The 26,852-nt window shown below is 67.0% G+C and carries 27 protein-coding genes and 1 tRNA gene; 15 read left to right on the top strand and 13 right to left on the bottom strand.

The genetic code is table 11. The annotated features are described in order from the left end of the window. Positions 1-39 precede the first annotated feature (39 nt). Positions 40-114, bottom strand: a tRNA-Gln gene (locus tag AABF56_RS01620). 224 nt (positions 115-338) lie between these two features. Between AABF56_RS01620 and AABF56_RS01615 the strand changes: the two genes are divergently transcribed. Both AABF56_RS01615 and AABF56_RS01610 read left to right on the top strand, forming a co-directional pair. Next, the gene (locus AABF56_RS01615) at positions 339-635 is read left to right on the top strand and encodes a cupin (RefSeq protein WP_244767763.1); all 297 of its coding nucleotides are present in this window, start codon (positions 339-341) and stop codon (positions 633-635) included. After that, entirely contained in the window at positions 632-1,576 is a 945-nt protein-coding gene (locus tag AABF56_RS01610) for an MBL fold metallo-hydrolase (RefSeq protein ID WP_272804682.1), read from the top strand. Before AABF56_RS01615 ends, AABF56_RS01610 begins: the two co-directional genes overlap by 4 nt. Positions 1,577-1,603: 27 nt before the next feature. On the opposite strand, the gene AABF56_RS01605 is transcribed toward AABF56_RS01610, so the two are convergent. Further along, on the bottom strand, positions 1,604-2,509 hold the full coding sequence (locus AABF56_RS01605; RefSeq protein ID WP_244768103.1) for a DUF1499 domain-containing protein: 906 nt from the start codon (positions 2,507-2,509) through the stop codon (positions 1,604-1,606). A 265-nt stretch (positions 2,510-2,774) separates the two neighbouring features. Here AABF56_RS01605 and AABF56_RS01600 point away from each other — a divergent pair, with 265 nt between their 5' ends. Then, complete coding sequence (locus AABF56_RS01600; RefSeq protein ID WP_272807412.1) at positions 2,775-3,155, top strand: hypothetical protein; 381 nt, start codon at positions 2,775-2,777, stop codon at positions 3,153-3,155. 213 nt (positions 3,156-3,368) lie between these two features. Continuing rightward, positions 3,369-3,626 (top strand): hypothetical protein, encoded by a 258-nt coding sequence (locus tag AABF56_RS01595; RefSeq protein WP_244767766.1) that lies wholly within the window; start codon positions 3,369-3,371, stop codon positions 3,624-3,626. Positions 3,627-3,638: 12 nt separating this feature from the next. Here AABF56_RS01595 and ppdK read toward each other — a convergent pair whose 3' ends face one another. The 7 genes from ppdK to AABF56_RS01560 form a co-directional block, all read right to left on the bottom strand. Continuing rightward, positions 3,639-6,305, bottom strand: coding sequence for a pyruvate, phosphate dikinase (gene ppdK, locus AABF56_RS01590; protein ID WP_272804681.1), 2,667 nt, complete (start codon positions 6,303-6,305; stop codon positions 3,639-3,641). A 173-nt stretch (positions 6,306-6,478) separates the two neighbouring features. Further along, positions 6,479-6,625, bottom strand: coding sequence for a hypothetical protein (locus tag AABF56_RS01585; RefSeq protein ID WP_244767768.1), 147 nt, complete (start codon positions 6,623-6,625; stop codon positions 6,479-6,481). 73 nt (positions 6,626-6,698) lie between these two features. Next, positions 6,699-6,998, bottom strand: a complete 300-nt coding sequence (locus tag AABF56_RS01580) for a type II toxin-antitoxin system RelE/ParE family toxin (protein ID WP_272804680.1) — start codon at positions 6,996-6,998, stop codon at positions 6,699-6,701. 2 nt (positions 6,999-7,000) lie between these two features. Next, complete coding sequence (locus tag AABF56_RS01575; protein ID WP_272804679.1) at positions 7,001-7,231, bottom strand: ribbon-helix-helix domain-containing protein; 231 nt, start codon at positions 7,229-7,231, stop codon at positions 7,001-7,003. A 48-nt stretch (positions 7,232-7,279) separates the two neighbouring features. Next, positions 7,280-10,744, bottom strand: a complete 3,465-nt coding sequence (gene smc / locus AABF56_RS01570; RefSeq protein ID WP_272804678.1) for a chromosome segregation protein SMC — start codon at positions 10,742-10,744, stop codon at positions 7,280-7,282. A gap of 249 nt (positions 10,745-10,993) precedes the next feature. Continuing rightward, positions 10,994-11,824 carry a DsbA family protein gene (locus AABF56_RS01565; protein WP_272804677.1) on the bottom strand — a complete coding sequence of 277 codons (831 nt, stop codon included), beginning with the start codon at positions 11,822-11,824 and terminating at the stop codon, positions 10,994-10,996. A 195-nt stretch (positions 11,825-12,019) separates the two neighbouring features. Beyond that, positions 12,020-12,541 carry a DUF721 domain-containing protein gene (locus AABF56_RS01560; protein ID WP_133034415.1) on the bottom strand — a complete coding sequence of 174 codons (522 nt, stop codon included), beginning with the start codon at positions 12,539-12,541 and terminating at the stop codon, positions 12,020-12,022. 167 nt (positions 12,542-12,708) lie between these two features. Between AABF56_RS01560 and mutY the strand changes: the two genes are divergently transcribed. Both mutY and AABF56_RS01550 read left to right on the top strand, forming a co-directional pair. Next, positions 12,709-13,794, top strand: a complete 1,086-nt coding sequence (mutY, locus tag AABF56_RS01555) for an A/G-specific adenine glycosylase (RefSeq protein WP_272804676.1) — start codon at positions 12,709-12,711, stop codon at positions 13,792-13,794. 132 nt (positions 13,795-13,926) lie between these two features. Then, on the top strand, positions 13,927-14,544 hold the full coding sequence (locus AABF56_RS01550) for an HAD family hydrolase (RefSeq protein WP_244767773.1): 618 nt from the start codon (positions 13,927-13,929) through the stop codon (positions 14,542-14,544). 384 nt (positions 14,545-14,928) lie between these two features. Here the strand turns inward: AABF56_RS01550 and AABF56_RS01545 are convergent, their stop codons facing one another. After that, on the bottom strand, positions 14,929-16,059 hold the full coding sequence (locus AABF56_RS01545; protein WP_244767774.1) for a site-specific DNA-methyltransferase: 1,131 nt from the start codon (positions 16,057-16,059) through the stop codon (positions 14,929-14,931). A gap of 233 nt (positions 16,060-16,292) precedes the next feature. Here AABF56_RS01545 and AABF56_RS01540 point away from each other — a divergent pair, with 233 nt between their 5' ends. Then, positions 16,293-17,963 carry a vWA domain-containing protein gene (locus tag AABF56_RS01540; protein WP_272804675.1) on the top strand — a complete coding sequence of 557 codons (1,671 nt, stop codon included), beginning with the start codon at positions 16,293-16,295 and terminating at the stop codon, positions 17,961-17,963. 385 nt (positions 17,964-18,348) lie between these two features. Here AABF56_RS01540 and AABF56_RS01535 read toward each other — a convergent pair whose 3' ends face one another. Both AABF56_RS01535 and AABF56_RS01530 read right to left on the bottom strand, forming a co-directional pair. Beyond that, positions 18,349-18,696, bottom strand: a complete 348-nt coding sequence (locus tag AABF56_RS01535) for an antibiotic biosynthesis monooxygenase family protein (protein ID WP_272804674.1) — start codon at positions 18,694-18,696, stop codon at positions 18,349-18,351. Beyond that, a complete protein-coding gene (locus AABF56_RS01530) occupies positions 18,693-19,022 on the bottom strand; it encodes an NIPSNAP family protein (RefSeq protein ID WP_272804673.1) in 330 nt (109 codons plus the stop codon). The genes AABF56_RS01535 and AABF56_RS01530 overlap by 4 nt, the downstream gene beginning before the upstream one ends. 104 nt (positions 19,023-19,126) lie before the next feature. Here AABF56_RS01530 and AABF56_RS01525 point away from each other — a divergent pair, with 104 nt between their 5' ends. Together AABF56_RS01525 and AABF56_RS01520 are read left to right on the top strand one after the other, a co-directional pair. Further along, entirely contained in the window at positions 19,127-19,807 is a 681-nt protein-coding gene (locus AABF56_RS01525; RefSeq protein WP_272804672.1) for an ArsR/SmtB family transcription factor, read from the top strand. A 354-nt stretch (positions 19,808-20,161) separates the two neighbouring features. Next, on the top strand, positions 20,162-20,851 hold the full coding sequence (locus AABF56_RS01520; protein WP_272804671.1) for an HAD family hydrolase: 690 nt from the start codon (positions 20,162-20,164) through the stop codon (positions 20,849-20,851). Positions 20,852-20,946: 95 nt separating this feature from the next. Here AABF56_RS01520 and AABF56_RS01515 read toward each other — a convergent pair whose 3' ends face one another. Next, positions 20,947-21,504, bottom strand: a complete 558-nt coding sequence (locus tag AABF56_RS01515; RefSeq protein WP_398432116.1) for a hypothetical protein — start codon at positions 21,502-21,504, stop codon at positions 20,947-20,949. Positions 21,505-21,822: 318 nt separating this feature from the next. On the opposite strand from AABF56_RS01515, the gene thrC reads away from it, so the two are divergent. The 6 genes from thrC (at position 21,823) to AABF56_RS01485 (ending at position 26,836) form a co-directional block, all read left to right on the top strand. Further along, on the top strand, positions 21,823-23,226 hold the full coding sequence (gene thrC / locus AABF56_RS01510; protein WP_244767780.1) for a threonine synthase: 1,404 nt from the start codon (positions 21,823-21,825) through the stop codon (positions 23,224-23,226). A 100-nt stretch (positions 23,227-23,326) separates the two neighbouring features. After that, positions 23,327-24,625 (top strand): M16 family metallopeptidase, encoded by a 1,299-nt coding sequence (locus AABF56_RS01505; protein ID WP_244767781.1) that lies wholly within the window; start codon positions 23,327-23,329, stop codon positions 24,623-24,625. A gap of 100 nt (positions 24,626-24,725) precedes the next feature. After that, on the top strand, positions 24,726-25,364 hold the full coding sequence (locus AABF56_RS01500; protein WP_272804670.1) for a glutathione S-transferase family protein: 639 nt from the start codon (positions 24,726-24,728) through the stop codon (positions 25,362-25,364). 11 nt (positions 25,365-25,375) lie between these two features. Next, positions 25,376-25,729, top strand: a complete 354-nt coding sequence (locus tag AABF56_RS01495; RefSeq protein ID WP_272804669.1) for a cupin domain-containing protein — start codon at positions 25,376-25,378, stop codon at positions 25,727-25,729. 108 nt (positions 25,730-25,837) lie between these two features. Further along, positions 25,838-25,987: a DUF1127 domain-containing protein gene (locus AABF56_RS01490; RefSeq protein ID WP_064496052.1), complete on the top strand. Its 150-nt coding sequence runs from the start codon at positions 25,838-25,840 to the stop codon at positions 25,985-25,987. A 255-nt stretch (positions 25,988-26,242) separates the two neighbouring features. Then, positions 26,243-26,836, top strand: a complete 594-nt coding sequence (locus AABF56_RS01485) for a GNAT family N-acetyltransferase (protein WP_272804668.1) — start codon at positions 26,243-26,245, stop codon at positions 26,834-26,836. Positions 26,837-26,852 lie beyond the last annotated feature (16 nt).

Raw genomic sequence — 26,852 nt, 5'->3', positions numbered from 1 at the left:
CGAGGCTGGCAGATCGCAAGGGCGGTTCCGAAACAGCCGTGGCTGGGGCGCCAGGATTCGAACCTGGGAATGCCGGTACCAAAAACCGGTGCCTTACCGCTTGGCGACGCCCCAACACGGCGGGAGCCTGATAGCAAAGGCGGGCGGCGTGGACAATGCTTAAGTTCCGGTTCGGGGCGATTATTCTCCGGTCGGGCTTTGCCGAAGAGGCGTGATCTGCGGCTTGGTGCTTGGCAGGGGCGCATGGCGGCGATAGGGTCCGGGCGATCGATCGTCCTTTCAGCAGCCGTCCGGCGCAGCCGGCTCGCCCGCCCTGCCCTTTCCTGTGAGGAGCCGCCATGCCCCAGTTCCGCGCCCGCCCGCCGGCAATGCCCACCGTCCTTCTCGACGATGCCGTCGTGCGCGTGACGCGCTGGGATTTCGAGCCGGGCGCCGATACGGGCCATCATGTGCACGGGCTCGGCTATGTCGTCGTGCCGATGACGGACTGCGACTTCCTGATCGAGGAGGAGACCGGCGAGCGGCGGGTGCACACCAAGGCGGGCGCCGTCTACCGGCGCGAGGCGGGCGTGGCGCACAATGTCGTCAACGGCGGCGACACGCCGATGAGCTTCATCGAGATCGAATACAAGTGACGGCCGGGAGCGACACCGGCCGGGAGGCCCCGCAGTTCGACCTCGAATTCAAGCCGGCGCATGGCGAGGCGGTGCCGGTGGCCCCGCGCGTGCAGCGCATCACCGTCAACAATCCGGGCCCCTTCACCTTCCACGGCACGAACAGCTACATCGTCGGCGACCGGTCAGTGGCGGTGATCGACCCCGGCCCCGAGGACGAGGCGCATTTTGCGGCGCTGATGCGGGCGCTCGCCGGGCGCGAGGTGACCCATATCGCCATCAGCCACACCCACCGCGACCACTCGCCGCTCGCCCGCCGGCTGAAGGCGGAGACGGGCGCGATCATCGTCGCGGAGGGGCCGCACCGCGCGGCGCGGCCGCTGCATGCCGGCGAAAGCAACCCCTTCGCGGAAAGCGCGGACGTGGACTTCGTGCCGGACATCGCGCTCGGCCATGGCGAGAGCGTGGCGGGCGACGGCTGGGCGCTGACGGCGCTGCTCACCCCGGGCCACACCGCCAACCACGCCGCCTTCGCGCTCGACGGACCGGACGGCATCGTCTTTTCCGCCGACCATGTCATGGCCTGGGCGACCACCATCGTGGCGCCGCCGGATGGCGCCATGGCGGACTACATGGCCTCGCTCGACCGGCTGCTTGCGCGCGACGACCGGCTCTACCTGCCCGGCCATGGCGGGCCGGTGACCGAGCCGGCGGCGTTCCTGCGGGGGCTGAGGACCCACCGGCGCATGCGCGAGCGGGCAGTGCGCGAGCGCGTGCGCGCCGGCGACCGGCTGATCGCCGACATGGTGAAGGCGATCTACCGCGAGACGGACCCGCGCCTGCATGGCGCGGCGGCGCTCTCGGTGCTGGCGCATCTGGAGGACCTCGTCGCGCGCGGCGAGGTGGTGACGGACGGTCCGCCGGCGCTGAAGGGGCTCTATTTCCCCGCCCCCGGCCTTTGAGATTCCTGACGCTGGATGCCGGCGCCGTCAGTCGCCGGCAATGCCCAGCAGTTCCGCGTCGAGCGCCTTCAGGTAGCCTTCCACCAGCGCCGCGCCGAAGCCGAGGTCGTGCGGGCCGTAGCGCGAGGCGGCGCGCATGTCGACGAGCGTCGTCTCCGCCTCCTCGCGCAGGCGGATGACCACGTCGAAGCGGAAGCCGAAGACGGGCGAGCGCCATTCGCCCTGCAGGAGCACGTCGCCCGGGCCGCCGATGCGGGGAATGAGCGGTGTCTCGAGCGGGCGCGCCTCGGGAACCGGCACGTCGCCGAGCGATTCCTGGCTTTCGGCCACCTTGGCCGGATCGACGACGAGATCCTCTAGGTCCGCGAGGATGTTGTCGAGCCCGTCCTCGGCGGTGATCGTGATGCCGTAGGCGGCGGCGACCTTGCGCACGCCCTGGTAGACGCGGTCGAGCGCGCCGTCGTAGCGCCGGCCCGACAGGCCGGGATAGGCCGCAAGCTGCACCGCCCGGTCACGCGCCCCGACCGGGCCGATGCGCGGCAGCCAGTCCTGCTCGGCAGCCGGCGCGGCAAGCCAGGGCGGGGCGGCAAGCGTATCCGTCGTCACGTCGTAGAGCGCCGGCTTGTAGAAATAGGCATAGGCGGCGGCACCGGTGAAGCCGAGCGGCAGAAGGCAGAGCAGGAGCGCCGTCAAGGCCGCCTTGCCGCCCCGCGCGCCGACATGCCAGAGCCGCGCAAGGCCGATGGCGGCCAGCAGCACGGCCATGCCCGCCATGGCCGCGGCAAAACCCGCCAGCGCCAGGAAATGCGGCGTGGTGAGCGGGCCGAAGCGATGCGACAGCACGGCGGTGAGGAACAGCAGGCAGGAAAACAGCGCCAGGCGCCGCGCCCAGTGCGCCGCATGCGAAACGGGCCGTTCGTACTGGATCGTGATTGCCATGGCCTCACCGGATGCGCCGCGGCGCTCGCTGCCGCGTCCTTTTCCTACTGCAAATTTGCTGAAACCGGAATCGTTTTAAGACATTGCGGCGCACGCTTCAGGTTCCGCGGAAACCTCGGCGGCACGGCTTTCCTCCATGACCATGCGACATCCTTGCCGGGGACAACAGACAGCACGCGGTAAAAATCCTTGCGTGCCGCAAATTCGCCACGCTCGTTAACGACGGTTTGCGAACGGGGGTAGAGCAAGGAGCAAGATGATGTTGCCGACGCAGACGGCCGCCGACACCGCTATATCCGCGCCCGCGGGCGAACCCGCCCTCCCCCTGGAGCTTCTGGAACTCGAACTCTCGCTCGACGGCTTTTCCGGCGAGGAGGCCGGCTTTGCCGATGCCGTGCGCATGGCGGCCGACCGTGTCGGCGGCGATTTCCTCTTCGAGCTGCCGGCCTCGGGGCTTGCCGACGATTGCCGGCGCATCGCGGCCCTGCGCGTGCCGCAGGGCGAGGACGGCGCGCTCGCCGTGGTCTTCGCGCTGCTCGATACGGAGGGATCGGCCATCCGCGTGGAAAACCCCGACGAGACGACGAAGGACCTCAAGCGCTTCGCCGACGCCTTCGTGGACGTGCTGCAACGCATCTAGAGCATGTCGCACAAAAGTGCGCAGCGGTTTTGCGGCAACGACATGCGAAAAAACAAAGAGCTAAAGCGCAGGGAGCGAATCTGAAAGATCGCGACGCGCTTTAGAGCATTCCAGCCGAAGCGGCATCGCTCCGGCGTTTGGAATTGCCGGGAGCCCTTGCCGCGGCGCGCCGACGGGCCTATCCATGGCACGCAACAGTTCGCCGGAGCCCGCATGTCCAAGATGCTTGTTCGTTTCGCCGCCCTCGCCGCCACCGCCCTCTTCCTCGCCGGCTGCCAGACGGCCGCCGAAGTGCGCGCCAATGACGAGGCCCGATGCCGGTCCTACGGTTTTCGCATGGGGACGGACGCCTTTGCCGAATGCCTGCAGCGCATCGATCTCGACCGGCGCGCGGACTTCCGCGCCGCGCGGCTGCAATCGCCGATGTGGGACCGGCCGACCTATGTCTATGTGCCCGTCCGGCGGCGCTGAAGCTAAGCGGTCTCAGGCCTTGCCGCTGAATGCCGCCTGCGCGGCCGCAAGGCGCGCGATCGGCACGCGGAAGGGCGAACAGGAGACGTAGTCGAGCCCGGCCTCCTCGCAGAAATGGATGGAGGCCGGATCGCCGCCGTGCTCGCCGCAGATGCCGAGCTTCAGGTCGGCCCGCGTGCGCCGGCCGCGTTCGGCGGCGATGCGGATGAGCTCGCCCACCCCGTCGAAATCAAGCTGGACGAACGGGTCCTGCTCGACGATGCCCTTCTGGATATAGGTCGACAGGAACGCCGAGGCGTCATCGCGCGAGATGCCGAAGGTCGTCTGCGTCAGGTCGTTGGTGCCGAAGGAGAAGAACTCGGCCGATTCGGCGATGACATGGGCACGGAGCGCCGCGCGCGGCAGCTCGATCATCGTGCCGACGAGATAGTTGATGGCAACGCCGCTTTCGGCGATCACCGCCTTGGCGACGGCCTCGATGCGGGCCTTCACATAGTCGAGCTCCGCCTTGAGGCCGACGAGCGGCACCATGATTTCCGGCTCCACGGCCGCGCCGGTCGTCCTGGCCGCCTCCACGGCCGCCTCGAAGATGGCGCGGGCCTGCATCTCGGCGATCTCCGGATAGGAGATGGCGAGGCGGCAGCCGCGGTGGCCGAGCATCGGGTTGAACTCGTGCAGCGTATCGACGCGCCGGCGCAGCGCGGCCTCCTCGATGAACAGGGCGGCCGCCACCTCGGCGATCTCCTCGTCGCTCTTCGGCAGGAATTCGTGCAGCGGCGGGTCGAGCAGGCGGATCGTCACCGGCAGGCCGTGCATGATCTCGAAGAGTTCGGCGAAGTCCGAGCGCTGCATCGGCAAGAGCTTTGCCAGCGAGGCGCGGCGGCCGGCCTCGTCCTCGGCGAGGATCATCTCGCGCATCACATTGATGCGGCTGCCCTCGAAGAACATGTGCTCGGTGCGGCAGAGGCCGATGCCCTCCGCGCCAAAGGAGCGTGCGGCGCGGGCATCCGCCGGCGTCTCGGCATTGGTGCGCACCTTCATGCGCCGCGTGCGGTCGGCCCATTCCATGATCCGGCCGAAATCGCCCGACAGCTCGGGCTGGAGCATGGGGATCTCGCCCTTCAGCACCTGGCCGGACGAGCCGTCGATGGTGATGACGTCGCCCTTCTTCAGCGTCAGCCCCTGGGCGACCAGGAGCTCGTTGCGCAGGTCGACGCGCAGCGTGCCGGCACCGGAAACGCAGGGCGTGCCCATGCCGCGCGCGACGACCGCCGCATGGCTGGTCATGCCGCCGCGGGTGGTGAGGATGCCCTCGGCGGCGTGCATGCCGTGAATGTCCTCCGGGCTCGTCTCGATGCGCACGAGGATGACCTTGCGCCCCTCCTCCTCCGCCCTTACCGCGTCTTCCGAGGTAAAGACGATCTCGCCCGTCGCCGCGCCCGGCGAAGCCGGCAGACCGGAGCCGATGACGTCGCGACGCGCGCGCGGATCGATGGTCGGGTGCAACAGCTGGTCGAGCGAGGCGGGATCGATACGCGCGACAGCCTCGCCCTCGCTGATCAGGCCTTCCGTCGCCATGTCGACCGCGATCTTCAGCGCGGCCTTGGCGGTGCGCTTGCCCGAACGGGTCTGCAGCATCCAGAGCTTGCCGCGCTCGATGGTGAATTCGAGGTCCTGCATGTCGCGGTAATGCCGCTCCAGCCGGTCGCAGATGCCGCGGAATTCCGCGAAGGCTTCGGGCATCAGCTTTTCCAGCGACGGCCGGTCGGAGCCCGACGCGATGCGCGCCTCCTCGGTGATGTTCTGCGGCGTGCGGATGCCGGCGACGACATCCTCGCCCTGCGCATTGACGAGGAACTCGCCGTAGAGCTTGTTCTCGCCCGTCGAGGGATTGCGCGTGAAGGCGACGCCCGTGGCGGAGGAATTGCCGAGATTGCCGAAGACCATGGCCTGGACGTTGACGGCCGTACCCCAGACGGCGGGGATGTTGTGCAGCGTGCGGTAGGTGACGGCGCGGGCGTTCATCCAGCTTGCGAAGACGGCGCCGATCGCGCCCCAGAGCTGGACCTCCGGATCCTGCGGGAAGGCCTCGCCCAGCTCTTCCTGGATGGTCTGCTTGTAGCGGGCGATGACATGCTGCCACTCCACCGCGGAAAGCTCGGTGTCCTGCTCGTGGCCGAGCCGCCCCTTCTCGTCCTCCAGGATCTCCTCGAAGACCTCGTGGTCGAGGCCCATGACGACGTCGCCATACATCTGGATGAAGCGACGGTAGCTGTCCCAGGCAAAGCGCGCATCGCCCGCATCGTGGCCGAGCGCCTCGACCGTGCGGTCGTTGAGGCCGAGATTGAGCACCGTGTCCATCATGCCGGGCATGGACGCGCGCGCGCCGGAGCGCACGGAGAGCAGCAGCGGCTTCGTCGTGTCGCCGAAGTGGCGTCCGGTGATCGCCTCCATCTGGCGAAGCGCGGCGCGGACCTGATCCTTCAGATCGTCCGGCAGCCGGCGGCCGTTGTCGTAGTAATGGTTGCAGGCGGCGGTGACGATGGTGAGCCCGGGCGGCACCGGCAGGCCGAGATTGCACATTTCGGCGAGGTTCGCGCCCTTGCCGCCGAGCGTGTTGCGATCGCCCGCGCTGCCTTCGGCGCGGCCTCCCCCAAAGGTATAGACCCACTTGTCCATGCACGCCTCCCCATATGCGTCCTCACAATCTACATGAACTGCATCTTGTTGAAAACGCGGCGCGACAGGTTTTTTGCTGCAATGCATCAAATTTGCAACGGCAATGCAACATTACGAGAGCCGGACAAAAGCCGTGCCCTTGGCGGGAACACGGCCTGGCGCGCCGGCAGGCTTCAGTTTCCCTCGATGGAAAGCCCCTGCTCGTCCACGCGGATCTCGACACCGTCCGGTTTCTTCTCCTGCTGCCAGGCATAATAGGAAAACCCGGCCACCACGACGATGAGGGCGCCGATGATCATGTAAAGTGCGTCTCTGCTCACGTTTGATCCCCAATTGCACGAAGGCCTGCGGGAACAGCAGGCGCTGTTGAATGCGCGAGAGGGGGATTTGTTCCTATCTTTCGAGAAGGCCGGTGCCTGTATTCTGCCGCGCCGCGAGAATGCGGACCACCAAGACGGTATCTTCGAAAAGCATGTAGAAGAGGAGATGTTCGCGATAGGGAAAGCTGCGCAGCCCCGGTGCCAACTCGGGACGCAGGCGACCGAGCGCAGGTCTTTCCGCGAGCAGATCGAGGACGCGATAGAGACCACCGATATAGGCCTCCGCCTGTGCGTCTCCCCATGTCGTTATCGTATAGGCGAGGATCGCATCCACATCCTTCTCGGCGCTTTCCGTAAAGCGGAAGGCGTGCACGATCAGGAGGCCGAAGCCCGGGCCCTGGCCAGGAAGTCCTCCGCCGCTACAGATCGGTGGCGGCCGGCGGCGAGATCATCGAGCCCCTTGCGCACGTCCTCGCGAACAGCAGCCAGATAGGTTTCATGGAGGCGGAGGGCATCGTTGACCACGGCGCTGGCGTCCGTGAAACGGCCGCTTTCGACCTCCCCGGCAATGTATTCTTCCAGTTCTTTCGCAATCGACAGCTTCATTCCATGCCTCCGGCACGCGGGAATTCTAGCATGGCTTGCCCGGGATCGCTACGACGCCTCGCGCAGCTGCTCGGCGGTCTGCAGGTCGACGGAGACGAGCTGGGAGACGCCCTGTTCGGCCATGGTGACGCCGAAGAGGCGGTTCATGCGGGCCATGGTGATGGGATTGTGCGTGATGATGACGAAGCGGGTCTCGGTGGAGGCCGCCATCTCATCCATCAGGTTGCAGTAGCGCTCGACATTGTGGTCGTCGAGCGGAGCGTCCACCTCGTCGAGCACGCAGATCGGCGCCGGATTGGTGAGGAAGACGGCGAAGATGAGGGCCATGGCCGTCAGCGCCTGCTCGCCGCCGGACAGCAGCGTCATGGTCTGCGGCTTCTTGCCCGGCGGGCGGGCGAGGATTTCGAGGCCGGCATCCAGCGGATCGTCGCTCTCGATCAGCTGCAGCTCCGCCGTGCCGCCGCCGAAAAGGTGGGTGAACAGGCGCTGGAACTGCACGTTGACTACGTCGAAGGCGGCCAGCAGGCGCTCGCGGCCCTCGCGGTTGAGGCTTTGGATCGCCGAGCGCAGCTTGCGGACCGCCTCGATGATATCCTCGCGTTCGGCGACGAGCGCATCGCGTTTTTCCGTCAGCTCGCGCTGCTCCTCCTCGGCGCGCAGGTTCACGGCGCCAAGCCGTTCGCGCTCCATCCTCAGCCGGTCGAGCTCGCGTTCGCGCTCGCGCGGATCGGGCAGCGGGCTGCCGGCGGGATGGCCGGTCAGCCGCAGCGCCTCGTGCGGCGCGCAGTTCAGCGCCTCGCGGATGCGCGCCTCGCCCTCGATGCGGCGTTCGCGCGCCGAGACGAGGCGCTCTTCCGCCCGCCCCCGCGTTTCGCGCGATTCGGCGAGCTGCGAGAGCGCGGTCGCGGCGGTGTGATCGGCCTCGCGCTGGCGGTTCTCCGCCTCCTGGAGCGCATCGGCCGCCTCGCGGCGGGCGGCCTCGGCATTGCTGAGGCCGGTCAGGAGCTCGCGGCGCTTGTCCTCGATCTCGTCCGGCGCCTCGGCCAGCTCCTCCATCTCCTCATGCGCTTCGGCTTCGCGCTCGCGCAGCGTGGCGATGTGGCTCTCGGCATTGGCGGCACGGCTTCGCCACGTCTCGCGCTCGGCTAGGATCGTCATCAGGCGGCGGCGGCGGTCGGCCATCTCGCGGGCAAGGCCGTCATGGCCGGCGCGCGCCTCGGCCAGCGTCGCGCGGTCGGTCGCGACGTCCATCGTGCGGGTGCGAAGGCTGAGGTCGAGGTCGGCAAGGTCCGGCGCCTCTTCCAGCGCGGCGCGGGCATCCTCCAGCGAGATCGCGGCCTCCTCCACCTGCGCCTCGATCTGCGCCCCGGTTTCGGAGAGCACGGCCCGGCGGCGGATGAGATCGCCGGCGGCCCGTTCGGCCGCTTCCAGCCCTTCGCGCGCCTCGGCGAGCGCCCGGGCGGCGGCGCGCTGGGCCTCGCGCGCCTGCTGCTGGCGTTGTGTCTCGGCACGGATGGCTTCACCGGCGCGGGCGAGGTCGGCTTCCGCATCACCGAGCGCGGCGCGGGCGTCCTCCAGCTCCATCTCAAGTTCGGCGAGGCGGTTCTTCTGTTCGAGGCGGAGCGCGGCGGCGCTCGGCGCATCGGCACCGGTGACATGGCCGTCCCAGCGGAAGACCGCGCCCTCGCGGGTGACGAGCCGCTGGCCGGCCTTGAGCTGCGGCAGCAGGGACAGCCCCTCCTCGACGCTGCCGGCAATGCCGATCTGCGCCAGGCGGCGGGCGAGCACGGCGGGCGCGCGGACATGGTCGATCAGCGCCGGAACGTCCTTCGGCAGGGGCGCGTCGCCGGACGCATCGCCGGACAGGCGCCAGTGCACGGGGGCGGTACTGTCGGCCGGCGAATCGAGGTCGTCGCCGAGCGCAGCGCCGAGCGCCGTCTCATAGCCTCGGTCGACATCGACGTCCTCCACGACGGGCGGGAAGGAACCGCCGGTGCCGCCAGCCTCCAGCATGCGCCGGATCGTACGGGCTTCCGTCTCGATGCCGGCAAGGCGGGCGCGGGCGGTATCGACCGGGCCGCGCAGAGCGGATTCGGCAAAACGGGCCTCCTCCAGCGCCTCCTCGACGGCGGCAAGCATCTCGCCGGCCGCCTCCAGCGCCTCCTCGGCGGACAAAACGGCGGCGCGGCGCTCTTCGGGATCGGGCAGCGCGGCGATGCGGGTATCCATTTCCGCAAGCTCGCGGGCCTGGGCATCAAGCTGCTGGCCAAGCCGCAGGTGGCGTTCGGCAAGGTCGCGGATCGCCTTTTCGAGCTGGTTGCGCACCGCCTGCGCCTCCGCCCGCTCGGCGGTGACGGCGGCGAGGGCCGCTTCGCTTTGGGCCAGCGTCGCTGCGGCGGCCTCCATCGCCTCGCGGGCGGTCTCGGCGCGCGCGTCCGCCTCGGCGAGGATCTCGCCGATCTCCTCCTCCTCGGCGGTCAGGCGCTCCAGCACGGCCGCATTGTCGGCCACCATGCGCTCCTCGCGACCGATGTCCTCGGCGAGCTGGGCGAGGCGGCGGGTGAGCTCGTCGCGGCGGCGCAGCAGCCGGGCGGAATCCTCTTCGAGCTGCGCGCGGGCGATCTGCAGGCGCTGCAGCACGGCGGCGAGCTTCGCCTCGTTCTCGCGCAGCTCCGGCAGCTTTAGGCTGGCGACGGCCTGTTCCTTGGCGGCCTGCATCTGGGCGTTGGCCCGCTCAGCGACGAGCGAGGTCGCCTGGTTGAGCTGGCTTTCGGCCTCGGCCTCGGCCTCCTTGGCCTGCGCCCAGCGGATATGCAGCAGCATCGCCTCGTGGCGGCGGATATCGGCGGAGAGCGCCTTGAAGCGGTTCGCCTGGCGGGACTGGCGCTTCAGGCTCTCGATCTGGCTTTCGAGCTGCGAAGTGACGTCGTCGAGCCGTTCGAGATTGGTCTCGGCGGCGCGCAGGCGCAGTTCCGCCTCGTGGCGGCGGGAGTGGAGGCCAGAAATGCCGGCCGCCTCTTCGAGCAGCTGGCGGCGGGCCTGCGGCTTTGCCTGGATGAGTTCACCGATACGGCCCTGCCCGACCATGGAGGGCGAGCGGGCGCCGGTGGAGGCGTCGGCAAAGAGCAGCTGCACGTCCTTGGCGCGCGCCTCCTTGCCGTTGATGCGGTAGATCGAGCCGTTCTCGCGCTCGATGCGGCGCGAGACCTGGATCTCGTCCTGATCGTTGAAGGCGGCGGGAGCCGTGCGGTCGGAATTGTCGAGATAGAGGCCGACTTCGGCGGTGTTGCGCGCCGGGCGGTTGCCCGAGCCGGAGAAGATGACGTCGTCCATGCCGGACGCACGCATGTTCTTGTAGGAGTTCTCCCCCATCACCCAGCGCAGCGCCTCGACGAGGTTCGACTTGCCGCAACCGTTCGGCCCGACAATGCCGGTGAGGCCCCGCTCGATGATGAACTCGGTGGGCTCGACGAAGGACTTGAAGCCGAGGAGGCGGAGCTTGGTGAACTTCATGCGCAGGTGGGGCGGACGAGGCCACCCCCCTCTGGCCTGCCGGCCATCTCCCCCACAAGGGGGGAGATCGGACGAAGCGGCGTCCCGCCCATCATTAACGTTGCCATTTGAGCAAGGTTCCTGCCTCCAGCCGATCTCCCTCCTTGTGGGGGAGATGGCCGGCAGGCCAGAGGGGGGTAAATCCCACCCGGAACCCAATGGAATGCGGGCGCACGACCACTGCCGTCGCCCGCAAACCCGGTCGAAGGATCAGAGCATGCTGTCGATGAGGGCCGACATGGTGTCAACCGACATGTCTCCCGAATAGCGCTTGCCGTTGATCAGGAAGGTCGGCGTCGCCGCGACGCCGAATTCCTTGGCGCCGCGCTCGCGCACCGCGTTCACATCATCCAGAAGCTTCTGGTTCGTCAAGCAGGCCTGGAAGCTCTCCTGTGTAAAACCGGCGAGTTTCGACATCTGCAGCAGCGCCTCGCGGCCGTCCTGCGCGGCGGCCCAGGTTTCCTGCTGCTTCATCAGCATGGAGATCATCGGGAAATACTGCGAGGCGTCCGAAAGCTCGGCCGGGTTCTGCGGCTTGCAGCGCGCCAGCATGAAGGCGGCGGCCGCGCGCGGATCGAACGGGAACTCGCGCATGACGAAGCGAACCTTGCCGCTGTCGACATACTTGGTCTTGATCGCGTCGAAGGTGTTGTTGTGGAAGGCTGCGCAATGCGGGCAGGTCGTCGACATGTATTCGACGATGGTGACCGGGGCATTGGCCTCGCCGAGCGCCATTTCCGGCAGCGCGCCTTCCTTCATCACCTCCGCCATGTCGACGTCGCCGTCGGCGGTGGGCACCTCGACGGACTTCGCCTCGGCGGCCGGCGCCTGGGCGGTCTCGGTCGTCGTGGTGGTCGTCGTTCCGGAGGAGGTGGCCGGCGTCGAGCTTGCGCTTTCGCCCGTCGTCGTCTGGCTGGTTTCGGGAGCCTTGGCGGTCTCCTCCTTCTTCTCGTCGGAGCAGGCAGCCAGCGTCACGGCGAGCGCCGCAACGGCAACGCCGGTCGCAAGGCGCTTCATCAGGCTCATTTCGGAAAGGGACATGGTCTCTCCTGTCGGAAGGGATGGGAATTCTCGGGTCCATTGACGCAATTCCGGAAAAAGCTTCCTTGCGCTTTTTCCGGAATTGCTCCGGGCACCCCCGTTATACCTGCTTTGGGGCGGGAACAAGCGGCGTTAAGGCAAGTAACTTCAAAGAATTGTGACCGTTCGATGGTCGGGGACGGGGCTTTCCGTCCCTTACCGGCGCCGGCCGAGCACCGCCGTGCCGAGCCGTTTCAGCGCCGCCTTCAGCGCGTCTCCCTCGATGCCGTCGACGAGGTCGTCCAGATGGCGGGCGGCCTCGCCGGTCAGCGGGCGCGGCTTGGCGCGACGGCTGGAATGCGGGCTCACCGGCTTCTGCACGATCTTCATCTGGCTCACGGCCGGAAAGCCGAAGAAGCCGTTGATGCGCTGGATGATCTCGCCCTGCTGGTGGCTGAGGAAGAGCGCGCGGGCGCCCTCGCAGGCGATCGTCAGCACGCCCGGCTGGTGGCCACCGCCCTCGCCCGTCATCTCGGAGGCGCGGCGCGGCCAGGTGATGCGCTCCGGCCGCGTGCATTCGGCAAATTCCGCCCCCGCGATCTCGTCCCACGAGCCGAGCAGCATGGTGTTGATGCCGGCGCGCTTGGCCAGCACCGGATCGATGAGGTCGTTGGCCACTTCGCTGATCTGGACGATGCCGCGCCTCTGGCCGCGCCGGGGCGCCTTGCTGGTATTCACGTATCCGCTCCCGATCGGGAAAATATTCCTGTTCCGGCGAAAAACCGACTTGAAGATCGCCGCCTGCTTCGCCAGTTATAGAACAATTCCAGCAAAAGTGTGCGAGCGTTTTGCGTCCGGAGCTGTGTTCGCATCATGGGTCGCATCGACCCCGTTTCAGGCACGTCATGACCCAAGCGCCCCGCATCGCGGCACCCGCCGATCTCGTTCTTGCCTGGTACGACCGGCACCACCGCGACCTGCCCTGGCGGGTGAGCCCGCCGATGGCGGCCCGCGGCGAAAGGCCCGATCCCTACCGCATCTGGCTCTCCGAAGTGATGCTGCAGCAGACGACGGTGCAGGCGGTCAAGGCCTATTTCGCCCTCTTCACCAGCCGCTGGCCGACGGTCACCGACCTTGCGAAGGCCGAGACGGAGGACGTGATGAAGTCCTGGGCGGGCCTCGGTTACTACGCCCGCGCGCGCAACCTCAAGAAATGCGCCGAAGCCGTCGCCTTCGAGCATGGCGGGGTGTTTCCCGACAGCGAGGACGGGCTGAAGGCCCTGCCCGGCATCGGCGACTATACCGCCGCGGCAATCGCCGCCATCGCCTTCAACCGCAGGACTGCGGTGCTGGACGGCAATGTCGAGCGCGTCATCTCCCGCCTCCACGCCATCGAAACGCCCCTGCCTGCGGCAAAGCCCGAGATGCGGGCGCTGGTGGCCGCCATGACGCCGGCGGACCGGCCGGGCGATTTCGCCCAAGCGATGATGGACCTCGGCGCGACGATCTGCACGCCGCGCCGGCCGGCCTGCGCGCTCTGTCCGCTCAATGCCGCCTGTCGCGTGCTCGGGCGCGAGGACCCGGAGCTCTATCCGCGCAAGGCCGCGAAGAAGGAAAAGCCCGTGCGGCTCGGCGCCGCCTTCGTCGCCGAGGACGAGACGGGCGCGATCTTCCTGCGCAAGCGCGGGGAAACCGGCCTTCTTGGCGGCATGACCGAGGTGCCCGGCAGCGGCTGGACGGCCCGCATCGACGGCGAGACCGGCCCTGCCGCCGCGCCCTTTGCTGCCGACTGGCAGGCCTGCGGCACCGTCACCCATGTGTTCACGCATTTCGAGTTGCGCCTCTCCATCTACCGCTCCATGGTGCCGCGCCATGTGCAGGCCGGCGAGGGATGGTGGCAGGCGAAGGAGACGCTCGACGGCGAGGCGCTGCCGACCGTCATGAAGAAGGCGATAAGGCAGGCCATACCGGATGCGTTTTCGAGGCGATAGGAATTAGGCAGTAGGCAGTAGGGAAAAGGAGCGGCAGTCGAGAAGACAAGCGACCGGGCCGGCGTCCGCCTGCTCTGCTTTTCCCTACTGCCTAATTCCTAATTCCTACTGCCTGACACAAGCGAGGAAAGCATGAACAGCATCGACATCCGACACATCGTCTTCGACATCGGCAGGGTGCTGATCCATTACGATCCGCACATTCCCTATGCCCGCCTCATTCCCGACGATGCCGAGCGCAACTGGTTCTTCACCAATGTCTGCACGCACGACTGGAACCTCGAACAGGACCGCGGCCGCGCCTGGGAGGACGCCGAGGCGCTGCTGATCGACGTGCATCCCGACCGCGCCGAGCATATCCGCGCCTTCCGCAAGCACTGGCACGAGATGGTCTCCCATGCTTATGTGGAAAGCGTCGCGATCATGGAGGCGCTGATCGCCGACGGCCGCGACGTGACCATGCTGACCAACTTCGCCGCCGATACCTTCAAGGAAGCGCGAAAACTTTACCCCTTCCTCGACATGCCGCGCGGCGTGACGGTTTCGGGCGAGATCGGCCTCATCAAGCCGGACCGTGCGATCTACGAGAAGCACACGCGCGATTTCGGCCTCTCGCCGGCCCATACGCTGTTCATCGACGACGCTCCGGCCAATGTCGAGGGGGCGCGGCTCGCCGGCTGGAACGCGGTGCAGTTCACCGATCCGGAAAAGCTGAAGGCCGACCTTGCCGCGCACGGCATCGCGCTCTGAACGGGCCTGAAAACCGAAACGCCCGGAGCCTTGCGGCTCCGGGCGTTTTCGCATTTCCGGGACTGAAGGTACGAAAACCGGAAAGGCGATATCCTGCCTGCCGGGCCGGTTGATCGGCCCCGGCTTTCCGCAACGATTTCCGTTGCTTGGCCTGATGTACTTTCGAGGTCACACTAAGCCGTTGATGGTTAACATCACCTGAATCGCATGGATGGAAATTCGGGACAGGCGGTGCCGGCAAACCCTCCCCATCGAAAGCCACAGCCCCCGGTGCAGGGAACACCGGAGGCCGCAGCTGGAGAAACGGGTAATGGCGCTTGCCGGTCTTCCATTTTCGCATTTTCCGAACGGAAGACCGGAGGCCGCTTTTTTCCTGGAAATGCTTTATTCGAGGCCGGCCATGCCGGCGCGCACCACGGCGCGCAGCGCGTCGATCGGCTTCAGCTCGGCGCCATCGGCATAGTGCCAGAAGGTCCAGCCGTTGCAGGCATCGAGCCCCTGCACCCTGGCGCCGACGCGGTGGATGGAGCCGGCGTCGTTGCCCGAGGCGAGCGTGCCGTCGGCGCGCACGATGGCGCTGTGGCGGCGGCGGGCATCGGTCAGCACCGTGCCGGGGGCGATCAGCCCGCTTTCGATCAGCGTGTTGAAGGCGACGCGTGGCTCGGCCTTCTTGCCGCTCATGACGGACAGGGTTCCGCTGCCGAGCGGTTCGACCGCCTCGATGCGCGCGCGTGCGGCATCGATATAGGCCTGCTCGCGCTCGATGCCGACGAAATGGCGGCCGAGGCGCTTGGCCACCGCGCCGGTCGTGCCGGAGCCAAAGAACGGGTCGAGCACCACGTCGCCGGGCCTGGAGGAGGCCATCAGGATGCGGGCAAGCAGCGCTTCGGGCTTCTGCGTCGGATGCACCTTCTTGCCGTCCTCGCCCTTCAGGCGCTCGCCGCCGCTGCAGATCGGGAACAGCCAGTCCGAGCGCATCTGCACGTCGTCATTGGCGGCCTTCATGGCGTCGTAGTTGAAGGTGTAGCCCTTGGCCTTGGGGTCGCGCGTCGCCCAGATCATCGTCTCGTGCGCGTTCTGGAAGCGGCGGCCCTTGAAGTTCGGCATCGGGTTCGTCTTGCGCCAGACGATGTCGTTGAGGATCCAGAAATTGAGATCCTGCAGGGTCGCGCCGACGCGGAAGATGTTGTGGTAGGAGCCGATGACCCAGATGGTCCCCGACGGCTTCAGCACGCGGCGGCAGGCGAGCAGCCAGGCACGGGTGAAGGCGTCATAGGCCTCGAAGGAGGCGAACTGGTCCCACTCGTCGTCGCAGGCATCGACAAGGCTCTGGTCCGGACGATGCAGCGCGCCGCCGAGCTGGAGATTGTAGGGCGGATCGGCGAAGATGACGTCGACGGACTGGTCCGGCAGCGCCTCGAGCGCGGCAACGCAGTCCCCCCGGATGATCGTGTCGAGCCAGCCGCTCTTGCGGGGCGAACGGGAGACGTCTGCAAGCGAAAGAACAGATGGCATGGGATACTCGCTGATACGCTGACTCGGAACTGAACTGGCGCTTATGGTTACCGAAGATGGTTACCAAAGGCTGAAGGGCTTGGAGAAAAAGCCGAAACCGTTTCACGACGGGATTTGCGATCCTCCTTTCAGTGATCGCGAATAGACGCCCCGCCTCGCCCGTCATGGAACAGCATCGCTGAGCCTTGCCGGCGTGGTCGGCCGGCGTTTGCGGGGAAACGAGGAGGAAAGACGTGCGTTTGAGAGCCGCCTTCATGCTTCTGGCGGGGCTTCTTGCCGCCACCGAGACGATTGCCGCCGACAAGACGATGATCGTGCTCGACGCGTCCGGCTCCATGTGGGGCCAGATCGGCGGGCGCAGCAAGATCGAGATCGCCCGCGAGACGCTGGGCACGGTGCTGAAATCCGTGCCCGCAGGCACCGAACTCGGCCTGATGGTCTACGGCCACCGCGAAAAGGGCTCGTGCAGCGACATCGAGCTGGCCGTCGCGCCGGGCGCGGGCACCGGGGAGGCGATCACCTCCTTCGTTTCGGGGCTCAGCCCCAAGGGCAAGACGCCGCTGACGCAATCCGTCGAGCAGGCGGCCGACATCCTCAAATATACCGAGGACAAGGCGACCGTCGTGCTGGTGACGGACGGGCTCGAGACCTGCGAGGCCGATCCCTGCGCGCTCGCCTCGGCGCTCGAAAGCAAGGGCGTCGACTTCACCACCCATGTCGTCGGCTTCGGCCTGACGGAGGAGGAAGGCCGGCAGGTCGCCTGCCTTGCCGAAAACACCGGCGGCAAGTATTTCCAGGCCTCCGATGCTTCCCAGCTCGTCGCCGCGCTGACGGAGACGGTGGCGGAAGCGCCGATGTCGAAGCCGGCCGAGGCCGTGGCGGAAGCGGAACCCGAGCCGGAGCCCGCCCTCGCGTTCAACACCGAGTTCGACAGCGTCCTTGCCGAGGGCGGCCCCTCGCTCGGCGACAACGACAATGTGTTCTGGCAGGTCTTCAAGGCGGATGCAGGCGGCAAGCCGGCCGGCGACACCCTGGAAAGCCAGTACAAGGGCAAGTTCTCCGGCAACTACCCGCCGGGCAGATATGTCGCCGTCGCGACGCTGCAAAGCGCGATCAGGCGGGAGGTGCCCTTCGAGGTGCAGGATGGCGCCGTCGCCAAACCCTTCGTCAACTTCGATGCCGGCCATGTGACGATCCATCCCAAGCGCACGCCCGAGGGTGCCGAGGACGATGCCAATGCGGGCGTCGAGATCGCCTTCGGCGGCTATTCCACCACCTACTACGGCACGGCCAGGTTCTACGCCTCGGCCGGCGAACTGAAGCTGACCGGCAAGATCGGCCCGTCCATCGTCGCGGAGACGGTCGCCGTCAAGGCGGGCGAGACGATCGAGCGCGACCTCGTCATCGGTTCGGGCGTCGTGCTCAACAAGGCGGTCTATGCGGAGGGCGGGGCGGCGGTCGATTCCGGCAACGTCTTCTTCGAGGTGGTCGCCGCCAGCAAGAACATCGACGGCACCCGCAAGAGCATCGCCTACAATTACGGCACCGGCACGAAGCTGGACGTGCCGCCGGGCGAACATGTGCTGACGGCCAAACTCGGCTCGGCGACGGGCGAGATCCCCTTCACCATCAAGGCGGGGGAGATGAAGGAAGTCACCGTCAACATCAATGCCGGTGTCCTGGCGATCACCGCGCCCGGGGCGAGCTTCATCGAGATCCTCAACGCCACGAAGGACATCCAGGGCAACCGCAAATCCATGTCCTACAATTACGGCGCCGAATGGCAGGACACGCTGCCGCCGGGGGACTATGTCGTCAACGTGAAATACGAGGGCGACGTCGCGCCGAAGGAGGCCAAGGCGACGGTGAAGGCCGGCGAGCGCTCGGAAGTGACGGTGCAGTAGGCTGGAAGCGGGGCGAAGCCGGCCCTGATCGCCGCCGGTGCCATGCCCCTTTCGCCCTGTTGGCCGGGCGATGCCTATGAACGGGTGAGGTTGCATGTGCCTCCTCTGGCTGCCGGCCATTCCCTCCCTGCGGGCAGGGTGATATGGAATGCGGCATCGCCGCTTGTCGCCTTCTCCCCCCGGGGAGAAGGTGGCCCGAAGGGTCGGATGAGGGGGTGGCTTGGATAGAGCCTTTGCGCCTCCGGCATCCCCCTCATCCGCCTGCCGGCACCTTCTCCCCGCGGGGGAGAAGGGGATGGGGCAGCGGTTTCCTCCATGTGCGATCGCCCAGCCCTTGAGGGGGAAGATGGCCGGCAGGCCAGAAGGGGCTTCCCCGCAAATTCCCCTACGCCGCATGAAAGGCCCGGCTGTCGTCCGGCGCCTCGTTGCGGTCGTTGAGGCCGTAGTCCCGGACGACGCCGGCGATGCGCAGCCGGTAGCTGTCGAGGATGCCGGCGCGGCCGAGGGCCTGGGCGGCGCGGCGCCGTTCGCTGGTCCGCCATGCCTTCACCGCCGCCTCGTCGCGCCAGAAGGAGAGCGACAGGAGCCGCGTCGGATCGGTGAGGCTGCGGAAGCGCTCGATCGAGATGAAGCCGTCGATATCGTCGAGCAGCGGGCGCAGGTCCCGGGCGGTGTCGAGATAGAGGTCGATGCGGCCGGGCGCCGGGACCACCTCGAAGATGACGGCAATCATGGCGTCACCTTCGGCGCATGCGGCAGCGAGACGTTCTTCAGGAACAGCCGGTCCTCCTTGAGGATGAAGCGCTCGCTGCGGGCGAAGTCATAGTTCTCCCGGCCGAGCGGGTCGGCGGCGAGGCGGGCGCGATAGGCCTCGTAGGCGGCAAGGCTCTCGATGTTGTAGACGCCATAGGCAGTGGTGGCGGAGCCCTCGTGCGGGGCGAAATAGCCGACGAGATCGGCGCCGCAGCGCGGGATCGCCTCGCCCCAGTTGCGGGCATAGGCGGCGAAGGCGTCCTTGCGGAACGGGTCGATCCGGTAGCGGATGAAGCAGGTGATCATCGTCGTCTCCTCGTCCTGGCGCAATCCCTTGCCGGAATTGCCGTGCTTGCGATGTCCCCTTTTCCCACATTGCCGAACGCGAATGCTTCGGCTACCATCGAAGTATGAAAGAAGGTCCCGACATTTCCCAGATCGGCGCGCTGATCGGCGATCCCGCCCGCGCCAACATGCTGACCGCGCTGATGGGCGGGCAGGCGCTGACGGCGAGCGAGCTTGCGGGCGCGGCGGGCGTCACGCTGCAGACCGCCAGCGCCCATCTTTCCCGGCTGGAGGCCGGCGGGCTTATCGCCCAGCGCAAGCAGGGCCGGCACCGTTATTTCGCGCTCGCCAACGACGAGGTGGGGCTGCTGCTCGAGAACATCATGGGCTTTGCGGCGAACCGCGGGCTGATGCGCAGCCGTCCCGGCCCGAAGGATCCGGCGCTGCGCAAGGCGCGCGTCTGCTACAACCACCTTGCCGGCGATTTCGGCGTGCGCATGCTCGACCGGCTGGTGGCCGACGGCGACGTGGCACTCGACGGCGGGGAGGCATCGCTGACGCCTTCCGGCGAGACGCGCATCGCCGCCATCGGCATCGACCTTGCCGCGCTGAAGACCCAGCGCCGCCCCGTCTGCCGCACCTGCCTCGACTGGAGCGAGCGGCGCTCGCACCTCGCCGGCTCGCTTGGCGAGGCGCTGCTCGCCCGGTTCATCGCCGACGGCTGGGCGAAGCGCGAGAAGGACAGCCGCGCCATCCGCTTCACCGCCGAGGGCGAGCGGCGGTTCCTGGCGCTCTTTCCGGAGTGACCGCTGCCCCTTACCCCGCTGCCGCGACCTTCTTCCCGCAAGCGGGGAGAAGGGGGCTGGGGCGCCGGCTTCCTCAAACAAAGACAGCCGATTGGCGGGAAGGCGAAGCGGCTTACGCCTTCGCCCCGCTTGCGGGGAGAAGGTCGCGGCAGCGGGATGAGGGGCCCTTACACCACCCTGCCCCACAAGCCGCCGCATAGCTCACGTCCGGAATCGGCAATTGTCGCGGCGCGCCCTTTCGTGTAGGGAGACCGCGGCTTCACGGGCGATCCCGCCCCTTATCCCATCGCAATTCCCGACGCCCGCCGCGTCCCGCCCCATGCGGGCAATTGCGCCATTGAAAGACGGTTTGTCATGGACGGTTTCGATCTCATCATCTTCGACTGCGACGGGGTCCTGGTCGATTCGGAAATCATCGCGGCCGAGGTGGAATCCCGGCTTCTCACCGAGGCAGGCTATCCGATCGGCGTCGAGGAGATGGGCGAGCGCTTTGCCGGCATGACCTGGCACAACATCCTGCTGACCATCGAGCGCGAGGCCGCCATCCCGCTTTCCGCCTCGCTGCTCGACAAGTCGGAGAAGCTGCTCGATGCCCGCCTTGCCCAGGAGGTGCGGGTCATCGAGGGCGTCAAGCCGATGCTCTCGCGCATCCGCAAGCCCTATTGCATCTGCTCGAACTCCGCCGCGCACCGCCTCGACATGATGCTCTCGAAGGTCGGCCTGCGGGAGGTCTTCGGTCCCTATGTCTATTCGGCCAAGGACCTCGGCCCCGATCGCGTCAAGCCGAAGCCGGATATCTTCCTATATGGCGCCGGGCAGTTCAGCGCGAACCCGGCCAACACGCTGGTCATCGAGGATTCCGTGCACGGCATCGCCGGCGCCCGCGCCGCCGGCATGCGCGTCGTCGGCTTCACCGGCGCCTCGCACACCTACCCCTCCCACGCCGACCGGCTGACGGAAGCCGGCGCGGAGACCGTGATCTCGCGCATGAGCGAGCTGCCGGGGGTTATCTCGGCGCTGGCGGAATGGCAGGGGGCGGTCTGAGCGAATAGCGAATAGCGAATAGCGAATAGCGAAGAAGCGCTTGGGGGCAAGGCGTGTCAACCTACCCTATTCGCTACTCCCCATTCGCTATTCGCTTATTTCGTGTTGTACGGCCCTTCGTCGAAGCCGACATAGACCCTCGTGAAGCCGCCGGAGCCGCCCGGCAGGGCCACGTCGCCCTTGGTGAAGATGAACTGGCCGGCCTCCGTGTTCACGGAATACTGGACGAGATCGGAATAGAGCGTCGTCTTGCCGTCCGTGGCGGCGACGCGGATCGGCACGTTGACCGTTCCGCCGGTGCTGGCCGGTCCCGTCACCACGCGGCCCTGCACCACCACGGTCATGACGAGCTGGCTCTCGTTCAGGACGCATTGGCGTGTCGTGTCGGCCAGCGTCACCTGGTAGAGCAGCTTCTGCGGATCGTCCTTGGCGCCCTTGGCATAGCGGCGCAGCACGGCCGTGCCGTCGCGCAGGTAGACCTGCGGGCACGAGCCCTGCACGACGGCGGTGCCCGTCTGCTGCTGGGCGGCGGTCTCCACCCCGGACGGGTCGCTCGTCACGCCGAGATCGGCCGGCTTGTCGGTCTGGCTGCAGCCGGCGACGACGGCGAGAAGGGATATGCCGAGAAAGCGGCGGATATTCATTCCAAACACGATACTATAACCCCTGCGATCAGGCCCCGCCCCCGGCGCGCAAGCCTTTCGGAACTCTTTTTGCGGGCCTTTTCACGACCCCAGGCGATGGTCTATAGCAGCGACGTGGCTAAAAATCGATTGTCGATTGAACCCGCCCGCAGAATTTCACCAGGGCCCGTTTCGCGCCGGAACGGGCAAAACGCAACGGCATTGCCGCGATCCGCCGCAAGGCGGCCCGTGGCCTTTCGCTGGACGGGGCGACAGAGCATTGGTACGAAGCGACAGCCGGTTCCTGCGATTTTCGTCGCTCGAAATCATCAACCTTCCCAAGGACGTATGAACGTGGACTATGTTTCGACGCGGGGCGAGGCCCCTTCCCTCGGCTTCTCCGATGCGCTTCTGGCGGGCCTTGCCCGCGACGGCGGCCTCTATGTGCCGCGTGAATGGCCGACCTTCTCCAAGAAGGAGATCCGGGCGCTGCGCGGCAAGTCCTACGAGGAGATCGCCTTCACGGTGCTCTCGCCCTTCGTCGAGGGCGACATCCCGGCGGACAAGTTCCGCGCGATGATCGACGAGGCCTATGCGACCTTCCGCCATCCGGCGATCGCGCCGCTGGTGCAGACCGGGCCGAATTCCTTCGTCCTGGAGCTCTTCCACGGCACGACGCTCGCCTTCAAGGACGTGGCGATGCAGCTGCTCGCCCGGCTGATGGACCATGCGCTGGCGACCCGCGGCGAGCGCGCCACCATCGTCGGCGCCACCTCGGGCGATACCGGCGGGGCGGCGATCGACGCCTTTGCCGGCCGCGAGCGCACCGACATCTTCATCCTCTTTCCGGAAGGCAAGGTCTCGCCGGTGCAGCAGCGCCAGATGACGACCTCCAAGGAAAAGAACGTCCACGCCCTCGCCGTCAAGGGCAATTTCGACGACTGCCAGAACCTCGTGAAGGCGATGTTCAACGACACGAAGTTCCGCGACCGGATGAAGCTTTCGGGCGTGAACTCGATCAACTGGGCGCGCATCATGGCCCAGATCGTCTATTACTTCACCAGTGCCGTGGCGCTCGGCGGGCCGGACCGCAAGATCTCCTTCACCGTGCCGACCGGCAATTTCGGCGACATCTTCGCCGGCTATGCCGCCAAGCGCATGGGCCTGCCGATCGACAAGCTCGTCATCGCCACCAACGAGAACGACATCCTCGCCCGCACGCTGAAGACCGGCCGCTACGAGATGAAGGACGTCAAGGCCACCACCTCGCCCTCGATGGACATCCAGATCTCCTCGAACTTCGAGCGCCTGCTGTTCGAGGCCTATGGCCGCGATGCCGGCGCCGTGCGCCGCGCGATGGAAAGCCTGAAGCAGTCAAACGCCTTCGAGATCGAGGACAGCGCGCTGAAGGTGATCCGCAAGAAGTTCCGCGCCGGCCGAGCCTCGGAAAAACAGGTCGCCAAGACCATCAAGGACACGCTCGCCGACACCGGCTACCTGCTCGACCCGCATTCGGCGATCGGCGTCTTCGTCGCCGCCAAGCACGAGAAGCCCGGTGCGCCGATGGTGACGCTCGCCACCGCCCATCCGGCGAAATTCCCCGCCGCAGTAAAATCGGCATGCGGTATTGACCCGGCGCTTCCGACGTGGCTTGCTGACCTCATGCAGCGGGAGGAGCGGTTCGACGTGCTGAGTGCGGAACTCGACGTCGTGGAAGCCTTCATCGGCGACCACTCGCGAATCCGGGGCTGAGCGGTTCCGGGAGCGGTTTGCGTTCGGGATTGTGTGGACACAGGGAGAGCATTTGCGGGTTTTGAAGGAGACGCGCAAATGTGGAACGCAGAAAGTGCGCATGATGAAAGTTGAGTGCACCCGGCTTGCGTCCGGGTTGACCGTGGTGACGGAAAACATGCCCCATCTCGAGAGCGTGGCTCTCGGCGTATGGATCAAGTCGGGGTCACGCAACGAAACCACGGACGAGCACGGCATCGCCCACCTTCTGGAACACATGGCCTTCAAGGGCACCGAGCGCCGCTCCGCCCGCCAGATCGCCGAGGAGATCGAGAATGTCGGCGGCGAGGTCAACGCCGCCACCTCGACGGAAACCACCTCCTACTATGCCCGTGTGCTGAAGGACCACGTCCCGCTCGCGGTCGACATCCTCGCCGACATCCTGACGCAATCCGTCTTCGACGAGGACGAGCTTCGCCGCGAGCAGCACGTCATCCTGCAGGAGATCGGCGCGGCGAACGACACGCCCGACGACGTGGTCTTCGACAAGTTCTCCGAGGTCGCCTATCGCGACCAGATCATCGGCCGCGCCATCCTCGGCACGCCGGAATCGGTGCTGTCCTTCTCGCCCGGCGAGATCCGCTCCTATCTCGACCGCAACTATACGACGGACCGCATGTTCGTCGTGGCCGCCGGCGCCGTCGACCATCAGGAATTCGTGCGCCAGGTCGAGGATCGCTTCTCCAGCCTGCCGACCGCCCCGAAGGTCTCGCCGGTCTTCGAGCCGGCCCGCTATACCGGCGGCGACATCCGGGAGACGCGTGACCTGATGGACGCGCAGGTGCTGCTCGGCTTCGAGGGCAAGGCCTATCACGCCCGCGACTTCTACTGTTCGCAGATCCTCGCCAACATCCTCGGCGGCGGCATGTCCTCCCGCCTCTTCCAGGAGGTGCGCGAGCACCGGGGCCTGTGTTATTCGATCTACGCCTTCCACTGGGGCTTTTCGGACACCGGCATCTTCGGCATCCACGCCGCGACCGGCGGCGAGAACCTGCCCGAGCTGATGCCCGTCATCTTCGACGAATTGAAGAAATCCTCCGAAACGATCGAGCAGCAGGAAATCGAGCGCGCCCGCGCGCAGATCCGCGCCCAGCTCCTGATGGGCCAGGAAAGCCCGGCCGCCCGCGCCGGCCAGATCGCCCGCCAGATGATGCTCTACGGCCGTCCGATCCCCAACGAGGAGCTGATGGAGCGCCTTGCGGGCATCACCATCGAGCGCCTGACGGACCTTGCCGGCCGCCTGTTCTTCGACACGGTGCCGACCATCTCCGCGATCGGCCCGCTGGAGCATCTGGTCCCGGCGGGGGACATCACGCGCTCGCTGTCGCGGCAGGCCCTTCCCGACCGCGCGGCGAGCTGAGGGAATCCTTCCCAAGCGCTGCCGGAAAAAATCCGCCGACGCTGTCGGAACGAAAGCGGCGCGCCCGTCCTTGTCCTGAAACAGGAATGGGAGATGGACCATGGCGGACTTCGTCGTCACGACCTTCGACTGGGTGCCCAAGACGCCACGCGGCCTGGTGCGCGACCTGCGCGTGCGCTGGGCGCTGGAGGAGGCCGGATTGCCCTACCGCGTCGAGAGCGTGCCTTTCGGCGACCGCAAGGCCGGACACCTCGCGCACCAACCCTTCGGCCAGGTGCCGTGGCTTGTCGACGGCGACATCTCGATCTTCGAGACCGGCGCGATCCTGCTCCATCTCGGCGAACGGAGCGCGGCCCTGATGCCCGCCGACCCGCGAGGACGGAGCGACACCATCGCATGGCTGTTCGCGGCGCTCAACTCCGTCGAGATGGCGAGCCTGCCCTGGGCCCTCCTGATGTTCGCGAACGTTCCCGCCGACACGCCGTCGCGCAAGCCGCTCGACGACTTCCTGAAGCTGCGGCTGCAGCGCATGGAGCCGGTCCTTTCGCAGCGGGAATGGCTGGCCGGGCCCTTCTCCGTGGCAGACATCGCCATGGCGGACGTGCTGCGCCTCGTCGACCGGTTCGACGGGCTGGCGGATCACCCGGCCTGCCGCCGCTACATGACCCGAGCCACCGCCCGCCCGGCCTTCGCCAAGGCCCATGCCGACCAGATGGCACATTTCGCCGCCGCGGACTGAAGGAGGACCCCATGCAGAAAGTCGCCGCGATGCTCGAGCGCGCCCAATGGGCGGAAAAACCGGATGTCTGGCAGGGCGAGTTCGAGGGCCGGGCCTTCGGCACCGATGTCTCCGTCATGTTCTACACGACGGACGAGGTCGGCCGCGGGCCGCCGCTCCACCGGCATCCCTATGACGAAATCTTCATCGTGCGCGAGGGCCGCGCGCTCTTCACGGTGGGCGACCGGCAGATTGAGGCGAGCGCCGGGCAGATCGTCTTCGGGCCGGCCAACGTGCCGCACACGTTCGTCAATCTCGGCCCCGGCCGGCTGGAAACGACGGACCTGCATGTGGCGGCGGCGTTTGCCCAGGAGAACCTCGAATAACGGGCGCCTGCGTCGCCATGCAATAAACGCATGCCTACGCTGCAAGCATATGCATTTTTTCCGGGCAAGGGATTGTTTATATCATGGGCAACACAAAGGAGTTGACCAATGAACATCTTCGCAAAGCTCAAGAAGAACGCCGCCGACCGCCGTGCCGTCCGTGAACTCAGCGCCCTCGACGACCGCGCCCTGCAGGACCTCGGCATCTCGCGCTCGAACATCCAGTCCGCCGTCAAGGGCCTTACGGTTTTCGGCTGAGCCATCCGGCAAGAGAGCCTGGCGCCACGGCCCGACGACAGGGCGCGCTTGACCAAAGCGCTGGAACCGGTCGTCCCGCCCTCACCGATGGTGAAGCGCCCATGGCTTCGAAGACGCAACCCGCCGCAAGGCGGGTTTTGTTTTTGGAAGGGTTTTCCGGCGGCCCGCCTTCCCCGGACCATTTGACGCCGGCGAGCCTCTCGGCATAGTCTTTCCCGACAAGGCACGCCACGGATCGGCGCGCGCGGAGGGCGAATGGCACGGTCGGTTTTTCGGTTTCTGTCCCGGCAGTCCGACACCGTGGAACTTGCCGACGATCGGCACCTCCTGCGCCTGCCCCGCTTCCAGGACTACCGGCAATGGTATCAGCTCCGCTCGGAAAGCCGCCGCTTCCTCGAGCCCTGGGAGCCGACCTGGCGCAACGACGAACTGACGGAAAGCGCCTTCCGCGCCCGCGTTCTCAGAAATGAACAGGAATTTTCCTCCGGCCAGGCCGTGCCCCTTTTCGTCTTCGCACGCGAGGAAAAGACGCTGCTCGGCGGGCTGACCATCGGCTATATCAGGCGCGGGGCCGCGCAATGCTGCATGATCGGCTACTGGATGGGCGAGTGCCATGCCGGCCAGGGCCACATGCATGGTGCCCTGAAACTGGTCATACCCTATATCTTTTCGAGCCTTCAGTTGCACCGTATCGAGGCAGCCTGTATTCCAGACAATCAGAGAAGCATCCGTCTCCTTGAAAAGGCCGGCTTTCGGCAGGAAGGCTACCTTCGGGAGTATCTGAAGATAAACGGGGAGTGGCGCGACCATCTGATGTTCTCGCTTCTGGCGGCCGACAGGCGGCCGTAGGCGGCACCCGGGCGCG

The sequence above is a fragment of the Shinella sp. WSC3-e genome (assembly GCF_945994535.1).
In the GTDB taxonomy this organism is placed as follows: Bacteria; Pseudomonadota; Alphaproteobacteria; order Rhizobiales; family Rhizobiaceae; genus Shinella; species Shinella yambaruensis.
Note: the sequence above shows the minus strand (reverse complement) of the source record. Positions and strands in the feature narration are given on the sequence as shown.